Raw genomic sequence first — 16,841 nt, 5'->3', positions numbered from 1 at the left:
ACTAAATCAACTTGTACATGTTTCCCTTTATTTGTCACACACATATGTTATTTTGACCAAGACTATATTGTAAATGAGGTGACAACATGCCCATTACGAATCGATTTTCTACCACCACTAACGGCGCACTCGCTATTACAGGTAATACTTTAGGCTTAAGTAAAATTAGTAATCAAAACCGTGCTGGTACAATCGGGGCCATTGGTGCGTTCGTAACTACGAATACAGCTTTACAAGTTCCTACTTTTCCTGCTGGTACAACGTTAAACTATACACAAAATAGTTCTACCGCTATTTTAAATATCCCTGCTGGCAGTACTATTCTTTACGCAGAACTCATATGGGGAGGAAATTATTTAACTCGCGATCAAAATATTACAAGTGTTCTAGGAAATCCCATTTCATTTACGACACCCGTTTCAACATACTCAATTACTCCTTCAGCTGTTACAGCTTCAAATCAAACATTCGTTTCAAACTCTATTACATTTGGCTTTTATACTCGTTCAGCAGACGTAACAACTCTTATTCAAGCGGGAGGTTCTGGTTCCTATACTACAGGAGCTGTCCCTGGACTTGTTGATCCTTTAGATGCTTCAAATGGATCTATTAACTCGGCTGGATGGACACTCATTGTCGCTTATCAAAACGGGACATTGCCTGCAAGAAACTTAACCATTTATGTAGCGGGTAACCGTGTTTCTGCTGATACCGGTAGTGCAGATGTAGCTGTTTCTGGATTTTTAACACCTTCAGGAGGACCTGTAAGCGGGAGATTATTTTTAAGTTCTATTGAAGGAGATGCAGATTTAATAGGGGATCAAGCATTATTTGGACCAAATTTCAGTTCATTAAATGCTTTATCTGGGCCAAATAATGCTGTAAATAATTTCTTCGGTTCTCAAGTTAATAATGCTGCTGGAAACTTAGATACAACTGGGACATTTGGAACGCGAAATCAAAGTGCTTCTACAGGCACAAACATCTCCGCTGGGAGACAGGGCTGGGATATTACTTCTATTGATATTTCTCCTTATTTAACAAACTCACAAGTGTCCGCCGCAATCCGTTTAACAACTAACGGAGATGCGTATATGTTAAATACAGTCGGTTTACAAATCAACATAAATTCACCTACTATACAAGCAACAAAAAGCGTGAATAAAAGTGTTGCTGCAATTGGAGATATTCTCACTTATACAGTTACGATCCCTAACACCGGACTTCTTCCGGCGAATAATGTTACCTTTACAGACATTCTCCCTAACGGGACTTCCTTTATACCTGGCACTGTAACAGTAGATAATGTCCCGCAAACAAACGCAAATCCCGCCGCTGGTATATCTCTTGGAACAATCAATAATGGTGCTTCTCGTACAGTAACTTTCCAAGCTACTGTCGTTTCTCTTCCAAGTCAAAACCCTATCTCTAATACCGCTAATATTACATTTCAATATACACCTATCGCCGGAGGAACAACCTTTAACGGTCTTGCAACAAGCAATTCTGCTGGGACACAAATTAACCTGGCAGATATTAATGGAACAAAATCAGTCAACAAAATTTTTACCGATATTGGTGAAACATTAACTTACAGTATTGCCTTAGCTAATATAGGAAATATCGCTGCAACGAACGTTATATATACGGATCCAATTCCTAGCGGAACTACTTTCATTCCAGGAAGTGTAACTGTTAACGGAGTTACTCAAGCTGGAGCAAATCCCGCTAATGGTATATCAATTGGTTCGATTGCCGCAAATTCCACTACTACTATTTCATTCCAAGTGCTCGTTCCTTCTATCCCTCAAACAAATCCAATATTAAATAGTGGAACAACAACATATCAATATATTCCTATACCAAATCAACCTGCAGTAAGTGGGACTGATACGACAAATATCGTATCTACTCAAGTGAATAACGCTACTGTAACAATGGTAAAAGCAGTAGATAAAAATTTTGCAGATATTGGTGATACACTAACGTACACCGTTTCTTTTACAGGTACAGGTAATACAAATGCGAACAATATTATTTTTACAGATGTCATTCCTACTGGAACAACTTTTGTTTTAAACAGTTTAACAATAGATGGCACTACACAAGTGGGCGCAAATCCCGCTAACGGCGTGAACATTGGATCCATCCCAAGCGGCACAACAAAAAATGTTACATTTCAAGTAGTAGTAAACACAATACCCGCGTCAAATGTCGTATCTAATGGATCAAGTGCTTCTTATCAATATACCGTCAATCCTATCCAATCACCCGTTACAAAAAACATTTCTTCTAATCTCGTTTCCACTCAAATTAACAATGCGAATGTAACATTAACAAAATCAACTAACAAACAATTTGCCACAATTGGTGAAACGATAGGTTATACAATCCTTATTACAAACAGTGGAAATACAGCCGCTAATAACGTACAACTAACAGATCCACTTCCAAATGGAACGATATTAACATTAGGTTCGGTAACGCTCAACGGCGTTTTGCAAAATGTAGATTCTCTCGTTGCTTTACCTATTGGCACAATTCCTGCTGGAGCTACTTTTACCCTCTCTTTCCAAGTAACAGTTATTAATATTACTTCACAAAATCCTATCCTTAATAACGCTTTTGCCTCTTACATTTACACTGTAAATCCAAGTCTGCCACCAACTTCAAAAACAGCAAATTCTAATTCTGTTACATCTACAATTAGACTAGCAAATCTCCATGCTAATAAATCTGTAGATAAGACGTTTGCGGAAGTTGGCGATGTATTAACTTACACCTTTGCTCTTACTAACGATGGAAATGTTGCAGCGAACAACGTATTACTATCCGATTCCATCGCGAATGGCACTTCCTTTGTACCGAACAGTGTTATAGTTAACGGTGTTACTCAGCCGGGCATAACACCAGCTAGCATCAATATTGGTAGCATCAATGCTAATACTACAATTACAGCTTCATTCCAAGTAGTAATAACTAGCATTCCAAATCCAAACCCTATTTCAAATAGCGCTTTCGTCTCCTACAACTTTATCGTTGATCCAAACGCTTCACCTGTAAATAAAAACACTACTTCAACCACTACATTTACTCAAGTAAACGATGCAAATGTCATTTCAGCAAAAACAGTGGATCAAGCGTTCGCTACCGTAGGGGATATATTAACTTATACTGTTACTTTGACGAATGCAGGAAGTGTTTCTGCTGATAGTCCTACTTTCGTAGATACAAATCCAGACGGTACTACCTTTATTCCAAACACTTTTCTTATTAATGGTGTACTCCAAAATAACGCAGATCCAAATATAGGTGTTCCACTATCTTCCATTCCTGCTAACGGCTCACTTACCGTCTCTTATCAAGTAACCGTCACCTCTTTACCAACACAAAACCCAACGATAAATTCATCTAGTACACAGTATAGTTTTATTCTAAATCCGGGAGATCCACCAACTATAGAAATATCTGTAAGTAACACTGTAAGTACACAAATTAATTTAGCTAATGTAGTTATTGTCAAAGAAGTAGATTTAACTATCGCCGATGTCGGGCAACCAATCACATATACAATTTCTTTAGCTAATCTTGGCAATACTACAGCAAATAATGTTATTGTTACTGATATAATCCCTAATGGCACCACTATCGTACCAAATAGTATTTTTATAGGTGGTGCTTTACAACTAGGTGCAGATCCCAGTACCGGTCTTCAAGTCGGCTCCATTCCTTCGGGTGGTTTTACAACGATTGTTTTTCAAATAAGTGCAAATGGGCTACCTTCACCAAACCCAATTCAAAACAGCGCTTCACTTCAATATAGCTTTATCGCTGATCCAAATTTACCTGCTCTTGTTAGAAACGCTGCTAGCAATATAGTAACTACACAAATTAATACTGCTAATATCATTGCTACAAAGCTAACAAGCACAAACTTCGCTAATGTCGGTGATATCATATTATATGCGACTATTTTAACAAATAACGGGAATATCCCTGCTGCTAATGTAACGTTTACAGATATCATTCCAGCGGGTACCCTCTTCATTCCTAATACTGTAACGATTAATAATGTCCCTATAGCTAATGCAAATCCTGCTAACGGCATTTCGATTGGTATGATAGGAGCAAATTCATCACGCACCGTTGCATTCCAAGTTTTTGTACCAACTATCCCTGCTGTAAATCCGATTACAAATCAATCAGGCACAACATTCCAATATACGTATGATCCATCCAAACCCGCTGTGATGCAGATGGTTGCTTCTAACACTGTACAGACAACTATTAATAACGCCTCAATTGCCGCTACTAAATCGGCAGATAAACAGTTTGCTAACGTAAATGATATTATTACGTACACGACTACTTTAACGAATAACGGGAATACACTTGCATCAAATGTAATATTTACAGATGTAATTCCAAACGGGACATCGTTCATTCCTAATAGTGTTTCTGTAAACGGGAATACACTGCCTAATGTCAATCCAGCAAGCGGAATTGCAATCGACCCAATAAATCCGAATGCAAATACACTCATCTCGTTCCAAGTACAAGTAAATTCTATCCCGAACCCGAATCCAATCCCGAACCAAAGTAATACAACGTATCAGTATGTCATAGATCCTAACTTACCTCCAGCATCCGCTAATGCGCTGAGTAACGTAATAACAACTCAAATCAATAATGCCACGATTATCGCTACAAAATCAGTGAACACACCGAATGCTGCAATTGGAGATATCGTTACTTATACAATTGCAGTTACGAACACAGGAAATATCCCTGCTAGCGCTACAGTTTTAACAGATGGGCTTGGACCAGGTGCATCCTTCATCCCAAATTCCGTTACAATAAATAACGTTTCCCAACCTGGATTAGATCCTTCATTAGGGATTCATTTAGACGATATTTCACCAGGAAACACTACTTTCATTACATTCCAAGTGAAAATTCTGGCTATTCCACCTAGTGGAACTTTAACGAATAATGCTCTTGTAAACTACGAATATGCAGTGAATCCAGCTGAAACGCCAGCTATTGGTAGTACCGTTACAAACACAACAGTTACACCGATTATTGACGCTACTTTAGTAATAAATAAAAGTGCTAGTACAACTTTCGCTACGATTGGTGATACAATTACATTCACTTCATCTGTTACAAACACAGGAAATACTACTGCGAACAACATTGTTTTTACAGATACAATTCCAAACGGTACTACCCTTGTCCCAAATAGCTTTAAGATAAATGGTGTAACCGTCCCGAATGCAAATCCACAAAACGGTATCAATATTGGTAACTTAAATTCAAATGCATCGGTTACACTCAGTTTCCAAGTAAACATCACAACGCTTCCAAACCCTAATCCAATTCCGAACAAATCATCGCTTCAATATAGCTTTATTGTTGATATAAATGAACCGCCTGTTTCACGAACAGTTCAATCCAATACAACTTTTACGCAAGTAAATTCAGCTTCCGTTATCGCAACGAAAACTGCGAGCAGTGCATTTGCCGCTGTTGGCGATACAATTACGTATACAACTACTCTCACTAATAGCGGAAATACTACCGCAAACACACCTGTTTTTATCGATATATTACCACCTGAACTTTCATTCGTTCCTGATAGCGTACAAATTAATACCATCCCACAACTTGGATTTAGACCAGATAGCGGGATCTCTTTAGACTCAATTCCAGTTGGAGGAACGACAACAATTAGCTTTCAAGCTATCGTTGGCTCAATACCAGCTACAAATCCAACTTTGAACCAATCCAGTACGACATACTTGATCATTGTTGACCCTACCCAGCCACCGATGACAGAAACAGCTACAAGTAATCCAACTTTAGTTCAAATTAATGAAGCAATTATTCAAGCAACGAAAAGTGTGGATCGACTATTTTCTGACGTAGCACCTGGAAATTCATTTTTAACGTATACAGTTTTATTAGAAAATGTAGGGAACACAACTGCTACGAATATCATTTTTACAGATCCTATTCCAAATAACACAATATTTATAGAAGATAGCGTTCGAGTCGGCGGAGTTTTATTGCCTGGGGTAAATCCAGCGAATGGAATACCAATTGGGGATATTATTGCAGGAGATTTTACAAACGTCACCTTCCGCGTTCAAGTAGTTAGTATTCCAAATCCAATTTTCACAATTGGACCTGGTGGACCAAACTCACCGGTTGTAAATAGTGCCTCCATTGACTATCAATTTATTACAGGACCTAATTTACCACTCGTTTCAAGAAGTACGACATCCAATCCCGTTGCGACACAAATAAATTCCGGAGAAATTGTGGCAATCAAATCTGTAGATAAAACTTTCGCAACGATTGGCGATACAATTTCTTATACAATTACATTAAGTAACCCTGGAAATGTCACTTCACAAAATATAATTTTCACAGATATTTTACCTGACGGAACGACATTCATATCTGGCACTCTTACAAACGATTCTGGTACACAGCAAATCGGAAATCCAGCTAGCGGGATACAGATTGGAAATATAAACCCAAATGGAACGGCCGTTATTTCTCTCAACGTACTTGTTACAAACATTCCAAGTATAAATCCTATCTCTAATTTTAGTTCCATACAATTTGAACATGTGATTGATCCTAGCCAACCTTCTGCATTACAAACAGCTGTATCTAATACAGTTTCAACGACCATTAATAGCGCAGTATTAACTACAACAAAAAGTGTTGATAAATCTATTATTTCCGTCGGGGATACACTTACGTATACAACGACTATTACGAATACAGGAAATACACCAGCTACAAATATAACTTTTACAAGTGCGATTCCTCCTAGTACTACTTTTGTACCAGATTCGGTCACTATAAATGGCATCCAGCAGCTTGGTGCACAGCCAGCACTCGGAGTAAATATACCAAATATCGCTCCTGGTGAAACAGTAACTGTTACTTTCCAAGTAAATGTGATTTCTGTTCCCCCTTCAAGCTCAATTATGGGTAACGATACAATTTTATATTCTTATACTGTTGATCCAAACGGAACTCCTGCTACTACTTCTACTTCAACAAACATTGTTACAAACCCTGTATTAGATGCTATGATAATGATGATTAAATCAGTTGATCAAACAATTGTAACGCTAGGTGATACCATTACCTATACGACAATTTTAACGAATAATGGTAATACAAATGCAACGAATATTACTTTCACCGACCTTATACCAGATGGTACAACGTTTATTACTGATAGCGTTACAATAGATGGCATCACGCAAATTGGTCTTAATCCTAATACAGGTATAACGATTGGAGCAATTGCTCCTAACAGCTCAATATCTATAGCATTTCAAGTTACCGCTACTTCTACACCTGTTCAAAATCCTATTGCCAATTCCGCTAGTGCTTCTTACACATTTATCGCTGATCCAAATGCCCCTATTGTTTCAAGAAATGTTACTTCAAACACAGTGTTCACTACGATTAATACAGCTACCATTCTTTCATTAAAACAAGTCGATAAATCCTTTAGTCGTATTGGAGACACACTCACTTATACTGTCGCTTTAACAAACAATGGAAACTCATCCGCACAAAATGTTATATTTACAGATACAATGCCGAGCGGAACTACTTTTATTGCAAACACATTCTCTATTAATGGGGTTCCTCAAAGTGATGCGGATCCATCGAATGGTGTGAATATTGGGACTATAACAGCCGGGACTACAGTAACCGTTTCGTTCCAAGTTACTGTAACGTCATTACCAACGGAAAACCCCATTGTAAATTTCTCATCAACATCGTACCAATTAGTCTCACCACCTGATGCAGAAACTTCAATTAGCAATCCTGTTTCAACGCAAATTAAAGAAGCCATATTATCCATGACGAAAAATGAAAGTGTATCCTTTGCAGATATCGGGCAAACTGCTTTTTATACTACTTCTATTACCAATGTAGGAAATACCGATGCAACTAACATTGTTTTCACAGATGTATTACCAAGTGGACTCACATTTGTTCCTAACACATTAACTGTCAATGGCGTTTTACAACCTAACGCGAATCCAAATACAGGTGTATTACTTGCAACACTTCCACCAAATGAAATATATAGTATCGTCTTTCAAGTGACAGTGAACAGTATTCCTCCTAGTAACCCAGCACCAAATACAGCATCAACGACGTATGAGTTTACTGTTGATCCAGGTAATCCGCCAGTATCGAGTACAGCTACTTCCAACACTACACTCCTTCAAATAAACAACGCAACTATTATTAGCACAAAAACAGCAGATCTTACTTTCGCGGATGTTGGTAATACAATAACATTTACACTTAACCTCCCTAATACCGGGAATGTGACTGCAACTGATGTAACTATTATTGACATTCTTGATAGTAATTTAAGTTTCGTTCCAAATAGTTTCACAGTTAATGGGCAAACCATTCCAAACGCTGATTTATCTACTGGTGTAAATATTGGTTCCATTAATGGTGGTAATACGGCAATCGTTACATTCCAAGCAACTGTTATTACACTTCCAACACTTAATCCCATTTCTAACTCTGCTTCTATCACATATCATTATGTCGTTGATCCTAGCCAGCCACCTATTACAACTTCCAATCAATCTAATACAACGACAACACAAATTAATAGCGCTACCCTTACTGCACAAAAAAATTCAAATGTATCTACGGTAGATATCGGGCAGGATATTACCTACACCGTTACAATTACAAATAGCGGAAATGTTAGTGCGACGAATGTTATTTTTACCGACCTTATTCCAGACGGAACTTCCTTTGAACCGAATAGTTTTACACTGAACGGAACTAGCATCCCAAATGCAAATATCATTACAGGCGTTCCAATTGGTGATATTGCGCCAAACGAATCTGTCATCGTAGCATTCCATATTAATGCCAATGAAATTCCGCCTATAAATCCAATTACTAATCAAGCTAGCGTTAGCTTTCAATATATCGTTAATCCAGCTAATCCTCCAGTTTCAAAAAACATTACTTCTAATAGCGTTTCAACACAAATTGAAAGTGCTATTTTAAATACGATTAAAATAGGAGATAAAGCATTTGCAACGATTGGTGATACGATTACGTATACAACAACTATTACGAATACAGGAAATATCCCAGCTAACAATGTTGTATTCTCAGACCCTATACCATCGTGGACACAATTTGTTGCAGGATCAGTTGTTGTTGATGGAACTCCATTAACATCCGCTTCTATCATTGACGGCGTTGGCATAAATACAATAACTCCAAATCAAATCGTAACAATCGTATTCCAAGTTCAAATTGTAAGCAACCCAACAACGCTCACACCTGAACTCCAAAACTTAGGATTTGTTAACTTCCAATATAACGTAGGCAATGCATTACAGGCTCAACCTGGCAATGTGGAAACGAACGTCTTCGTTACCTCTATTAATTCAGCAATACTTTCAGCTGTAAAAACTACTAATACAGCCTTTGCAAATATTGGAGATACAATCACTTATACAGTTTTGATTCAAAATAATGGCAATACAAACGCTACGAATGTAAATTTCTCAGACATGGTTCCAGCAGGAACAACCTTTGTTGAAAATAGTTTTACTGTAAATGGAAGTAGCCTTCCAGGCGCAAATCCAAATAACGGAGTTAATATCGGAACAGTTAACGCGGGTAGTTCCTTAACCGTTACTTTCCAAGTCATTGTTACATCAACCCCACCTTCAAATCCGATTACAAACGTAGCATCTATTCAATACGCATTCATCGTTGATCCAGCCTCTCCTCCTGTTACAAGTACGATAAATTCTAATAGCGCTTCAACACAAATTAATAACGCGACTGTTACAACTGTTTTACAAGCAAATCGAACAATCGTATCTATCGGAGATGTAATTACGTATACAGCAACATTAACGAATACTGGAAACTTCCCTGCAAACTCTGTATTACTCATTAACGGAGTTCCTGAAGGAGCATTATTTGTTCCAAATAGTGTTACGCTCAACGGGATTTCACTTCCAGATGCAAGTCCAACTCTTGGTATTCCAGTTGGTATTATCGCACCAGGTGATTCCGCTACTATTACGTTCCAATTTCTTGCAAGTTCTATTCCACCGCAAGGAGCGATTATAAATCAAGCACTTACAAGTTACACGTATATTGTCGATCCAAGTCAACCTCCTGTTACAGCAACATCCTCGTCTAATACGGTTAATACAGCTGTTGTTGATGCATCGTTATCCGCAATTAAAAGTACAGATTCTCTCGTACAATCTACTGACGGTACAATCACTTACACAGTAGTCGTTCAAAACAACGGAAATACTACTGCAAATACAGTTACTTTAACAGATTTGGTCCCAGAAGGAACTGCATTTATTCCGAATAGCGTAACTATTAATAGTGTTTCCGTTCCAGGTGCCGACCCTAACGTAGGAATACCATTAAACCCCATCGCACCGTCAGAAATCGTCACTGTAACATTCCAGGTTATCGTTCAATCTATTCCAAGCGTGAACCCAATTTCTAATACAGCCCGTATTGACTATACTTTTATCGCCGATCCAACTGCTCCTATCATCTCTCGAACAATTACTTCGAATCCAGCTTTCACACAAATTTCGGATGCGACTATCCTTTCTTTAAAAGCAGTCAATGCACAACAAGCAACAACAGGTGATATTTTGACTTATACAATAACATTAGAAAATACAGGAAATATCCCAACTACGAATCTCACATTTTCAGACACTATCCCTCAAGGGACTACCTTTGTAGAAAATAGTTTTACACTTAACGGAACAGCTATACTTGATGCCAATCCTAATGTAGGTGTTACTTTGCCTAACCTAGCTGCAAACGCTACGCACCTTATTTCGTTCCAAATTCTTATTAACGATTCATTCTCGCAAGAATCAATTACAAATCAATCCAACACAACTTATACAATTCAGCCAGACCCAGGGCAACCGCCTATTACTGAAACATCTACTAGTAATATCGTCATTACAAATTTCGTGCAAGCACAATTGACAATTACAAAAACATCCAATCCAACAACTGTTGATATTGGCGGAACTATACTTTATATTTCTGAAGTAAAAAATATCGGCAATGTTGACGCAATAAATATTAATTTCACAGATTCTATTCCAGCTGGGACTACATTCGTTCCCGATAGTGTCACAATTAACGGTATCCTTCAGCCAGGTGTAAATCCAGAAAACGGAATACCGATTGGAACAATTCCAGCAAACAGTTCCAAAACGATACTATTTCAAGTGCAAACAAATAATCCACCTACTGAAACCGAAATTGTAAATCAATCTTCAGCAACTTACCAATATGTAAGTATTCCTGCAGCCCCACCAGTAAATCGTTCTGCAAATTCTAATATCGTTACAACATCACTTCAAAATGCAAATATTATTTCTGTTAAAAGTGCGGATGTAACTTTCGTATCAATCGGGCAAATTATTACCTACACAAATACACTTCAAAATATAGGAAGCGTTCCAGCTAACAATACCGTTTTCATTGATAACATTCCAGAAGGTACTATATTCATTGAAGATAGCTTAGCAATAAATAATGTAATTCAGCCTGGCGCTAATCCTGAAAACGGAGTAACTCTCGGCACGATACAACCAAATGAAACAGTCACTATTTCATTCCAAGTACAACTTACAAATATACCAGAGGGCAATACAGTCATTAATATTTCAGACACTTCGTACGAATACCAAATTGACCCTAGTTCTCCAATTATTCAGCGTAGATCGTTATCAAATGCAGTAAATACTGAAGTGCGGACGGCAAATGTTAGTGCCAGTAAATCCGCCAATAGATCCATTACACGCATTGGTCAAATCATCACATATACAGTCGCAGTTACAAACGCCGGTACAGTACCTATTACAAATACTCTCCTAATTGACGCAATTGCAGCTGGGACCACATTCGTTCTAAATAGCATTCTTGTAGATGGCATACCGAGACCTAATGAAAATCCAATTACCGGTATCAACCTTGATATTATCCTTCCAAATAATACAATTATTGTTACTTTTCAAGTAAGCGTAGTCTCTATACCGCCACAAAATAACATTAATAATATCGCAGTCATTCACTATGAGTATGAACCAGACCCAAGCGCACCACCAATTTCAGAAACGACATCTTCCAATAGTACAAATATACAATTTATTGATGCTATTCTTATTGCTACAAAATCCGCTAATACTGTATTAGCTAACATTGATGAAACCATTGAATATACAGTATTCATTCAAAATAACGGATCGACTACAACTAACTCCATCTTTTTTACAGATACTATAGCGGATGGAACAGTATTTATTCCAGGAAGTGTAATAGTTAACAATACTGTACTTCCTGCAGCAGATCCGAATATCGGCTTTTCCATTCCTAATGTCGCAGCAGGTCAAATAGCTACAATAACATTCCAAGTTTCCGTTACGAATTTACCTGTTGTAAATCCAGCACCTAATACTGCAAACATCGTCTACGACTTTATTTTCAATCCTGACTTTGCACCAATTCAAAAATCTACTACTTCCAATACTACTTTCGTTCAAATTAATGATGCTGATATCGTTTCACTTAAAACTGTTGATTTGACCTCTGTAACAATTGGTGACATTTTAACTTATACAACAACTTTAACGAATACAGGGAATACGGATGCCACTGCTGTTGTATTTACAGACAATATACCTGATGGAACAACTTTTATTGACGGTAGCGTTTTAGTAAATAACATTCCTCAGCTTAACGCCAATCCAAGTGCAGGTATACTTGTAGGAACGATTACTCCTAACACTTCTATCCCAGTCACATTTTCTGTTACCGTCGTAGCTCTTCCTGCTAGCGGCCATGTTCAAAATCAATCAACTTCTCGTTATACAATAAACGCGGAAGAACAAATATCGACTAGCAATATTACCTTCACTGAATTTATTTCTGCTAATGTAATTGCGACAAAAACAACGCCTATCCAATATGCTGACTTACAAACTATCATCCCTTATACAATTTCCATCATAAATAACGGAAATATACAAGTCGAAAACATTATTGTTACAGATATCATCCCAGCAAATACGAGCTTTATAGAGAATAGTGTTATCGTGAACGGCAATGCTCGGCCAAATGACAACCCTCTTAACGGTATACAAATTGATAACATTCCGCCTAATACGACAGCAACTATTCTATTCCAAGTACGGGTTACTTCGATTCCACAAACAAATCCAATCTCTAACACGAGTACAATTGAATATGAATACACGGTACCAGATCGACCACCTATTACCGAAACTATTATTTCATCAGCTGCCGCAACAGAAATTAATCACGCGAATTTGAATAGTAATAAGGCTGTTGACCTTGCATTTGCAACGGTTGGTGATACGTTAACGTATACGATTACACTAAATCAAACCGGTAATGTTGCAACAAATGATGTAAACATTCAAGATATTATTCCTCAAGGTACTACGTTTATAGAAAATAGCGTCATTGTAAACGGAGAAGCTCTTCCAGGAGTGAATCCAGTAAGCGGCATACCAATTGGCACTATAATTGTTGGTGGAGATGCTATCGTTTCATTCCAAGTAACTGTGACTTCTATTCCAACACCAAATGAACTAAACAACAACGCAATTACTACTTTTAACTATATAGTCAACCCAAATAACGTACCCGTTACAAATACGACTACAACAAATACCGTCACAACTACTGTCCAAAATGATAATGTCATTGCCATAAAATCTGTTGATGTAACGAATGCCTTACCTGGTCAAACTTTAACGTATACAATTACGATTACGAATAGCGGTAATGTAACGATTGAAGACCTTCTTGCCATAGACACCGTACCAATAGATACGACTTTTGTTGCTGATAGTGTTACGATTAACGGAATCAATCAGCCTAATGAAAATCCTGAAAATGGTATTACGTTAGGAAATCTTGCTCCTAATGAATCTGTTATTATTACGTTCCAAGTGACAATATCTTCTTCTACTCTTCAATCTACAATTAATAATGATGCTTCTGTTTCCTATACCGTTATCATTGATCCAACAAAACCACCTATTACAATTACAAAACAAACAAATACCGTTACAACGACAGTCATTGATCCGATGGTTCGCATTGAAAAAACAACTGACAAATCTATTGTCGTTATAGGAGATATCATTACATTCACATTAGCGGTATTTAATCACTCCCCCATTCCGACAATCAGTACTTCTGTTATAGACAGCATTCCAGCTGGTACAACATTTATAGAAAATAGCGTAACAATTAACGGTACTTCGGTTCAAAATGTTCGTCCAGACACTGGTATTAATATTGGTTCTTTATCTGCAGATACAGTAGCAACTATAACATTTCAAGTTCTCGTAACTTCTATTCCTTCAAACAGTACAATTATAAATTCTGCAACAGTTACCGCTGCTTTTCAATTGACACCACAGGATCCAATTATTACTTTCATTGTTAATTCAAATATTGTTCGTATACCAGTTCAATTTGTAACTGCAACAGTCACGAAAAACGCTTCCGTCAGCTCCGCTTATTTAAACCAATACTTTGATTACACGGTGCGTATTACAAATACTTCCGAAATTTCACTCTCAAATATTTCTTTACAAGATACCATTCCAGCAGGTTTACAATTTATAAACGGCACTGTCTTTATTAACGGTGAACGCTCTCCACTAGCGAACCCAAATATCGGTTTCCTAGTTGCCACTAATTTAGAGCCAACTGAAACAATTATCGTGTTATTCACCGTACAAGTAATAAGTCCACCTATTAATAATCAATTTAAAAATACGGCCAATATTTCGTTACAACTTCAAGTCTCGCCTACCGATCCACCAATTACAGTAACCGTTACAAGCAACGAAAACATCGTCACCTTTGTTCCAGAAAATCCAGACGAAACACTTCCAAATTTAAATTGCTTCTTTGACGGTGAACGCTTCATACGGATTACTCCCCAAAATGCAAGAAATTACCTTTGGACTTGGATTTGGTGGAATTAAATTAAAAAAGAGATTGTAGTTTGGTTGAAACCAAATTACAATCTCTTTTTCATTGCCTTTATCACACTACGTTATAACTCGTCCAAGGATATACAATTAAGCATCACCTCAAGTTATTTTAGTCGTAATAAGTTGGCCAGCTTCATTAATAGTAACTTTCCATTTCACTCCACTAGCTGTCTTCATGATTATGCCTTTACTTGCCTCTATTTCAATATCTCCAAACATTCTTCCACCAGTTGTAGCTAACCAAGCATTCCCATTTTCCATAGAAGACCTTGCAAAAATGCGATTAATTCGAAAACGCTTATGATCTTGAGAATAACCACTTAATGTAATTCTTACTTTATATAGTTGATTCGCCTTCATATTCGATATAATTGTATCGCCTACATTTAATGGAACATCCGATGCGATAACCCAATTTCCAGTTGCGCTTAATGCATATTCAATTTTAATTTTTTTCGCGCTTTCTCCCCATCCAAAATACATTCCAAAACAATTTAACATTTGTATTGGTTTTTTCGTAAAATCCAGTTCAATGACAACTGGATTACTATCTGGAACGTCAATATAGTTTACACTTTGTTCATCTATTAAATTAAAGCAATTTGCGAGATTTCCACCGTACGGTACTTTCCCACTTACTTGCTTAACAATATACTTTTGCTGAGCATTTACTAATATATCATCTTGATTGCCTATTAAGTGAGGTTTATTTAACGTAATCGGTAACTGAATTCGAAGAGATTCTTCATAGGTAGACTTACAAACATTGTATTGCCCTTTATCTACAATAGTTGTCGAAAGCAGATTTGAAAAAAGGTAGTTACGATGAGAATTAGAAGAAAATTCAATGACAATTTGTTCACTACTCATCCGGTACGTATCCCAAATCATACAATCAAATGTATTATACGCACCTGAGCAACGAATTACTTTTTTCGTTTGTTGTCTACATTGCACTTGAATATCATGAAACGTATTTCCTGAACTTTCATTTGGCAAATCACTATTTCCATCTACTTCAATCCCATACCCGCATCCATCAATAAATATAGATTGAAATACATTGGCGTTAATCCAGCAAGGTGTATTGATATCATTTATATATTCTGTCTTCAAATGTATTGCAGTTTGAAAGTTTTTAATTTGAATAAATTTAACTTGAAAGAAACTAATAAAATCCCATGCCTTTTGACAATAAAAATGTATAGCTTTTCCTTTATACGATGGGGTTGCATTTACTATATTTATATTTGATATAACCGATTGATTAGGTACTTCGATTTGTTGTGAACCAGAAACATAAATAACAGCAGATTGAAACAATGGATTTATAACTTGAATAGTACCACCAATTACCGAAGCGTTACTTTGTAGCTCAAATGCATTAAAATCCCCATCAATTTGCAGCGTTACGGTAGGATCTAACTCTAATCTTACATTTGATTTAATAACAATTGGCTTTACAATTTTGTACGTATTTACTCCTGTAATTCTTACCGTCGAAATTCGGTTAGCTACACAATAATCAATAGCTTGTTGAATTGCTAATGAACTATCATTTCCTGAGTTCGGAACTGCGCCAAAACAATTAATATGAACGCTACTTTCTGGCACACAACCTTCTTGGGAAGAAATATATTCTGACAAAATAAATTCACTCCTCATATTACCTTTTTCATATAATATGTGAGTTCTCTCTTAAAAGTTTCTATA

2 protein-coding genes are annotated in these 16,841 nt (G+C 37.0%); one reads left to right on the top strand and one right to left on the bottom strand.

The features are described from left to right. Window positions 1-86: 86 nt before the first annotated feature. On the top strand, window positions 87-15,119 hold the full coding sequence (locus BCG9842_RS07680) for a DUF7507 domain-containing protein (RefSeq protein ID WP_001123129.1): 15,033 nt from the start codon (window positions 87-89) through the stop codon (window positions 15,117-15,119). 108 nt (window positions 15,120-15,227) lie between these two features. On the opposite strand, the gene BCG9842_RS07675 is transcribed toward BCG9842_RS07680, so the two are convergent. Continuing rightward, the gene (locus BCG9842_RS07675) at window positions 15,228-16,775 is read right to left on the bottom strand and encodes a hypothetical protein (RefSeq protein WP_000006070.1); all 1,548 of its coding nucleotides are present in this window, start codon (window positions 16,773-16,775) and stop codon (window positions 15,228-15,230) included. Window positions 16,776-16,841 lie beyond the last annotated feature (66 nt).

The organism is Bacillus cereus G9842 (assembly GCF_000021305.1).
Lineage (GTDB): Bacteria > Bacillota > Bacilli > Bacillales > Bacillaceae_G > Bacillus_A > Bacillus_A thuringiensis_S.
Note: the sequence above shows the minus strand (reverse complement) of the source record. Positions and strands in the feature narration are given on the sequence as shown.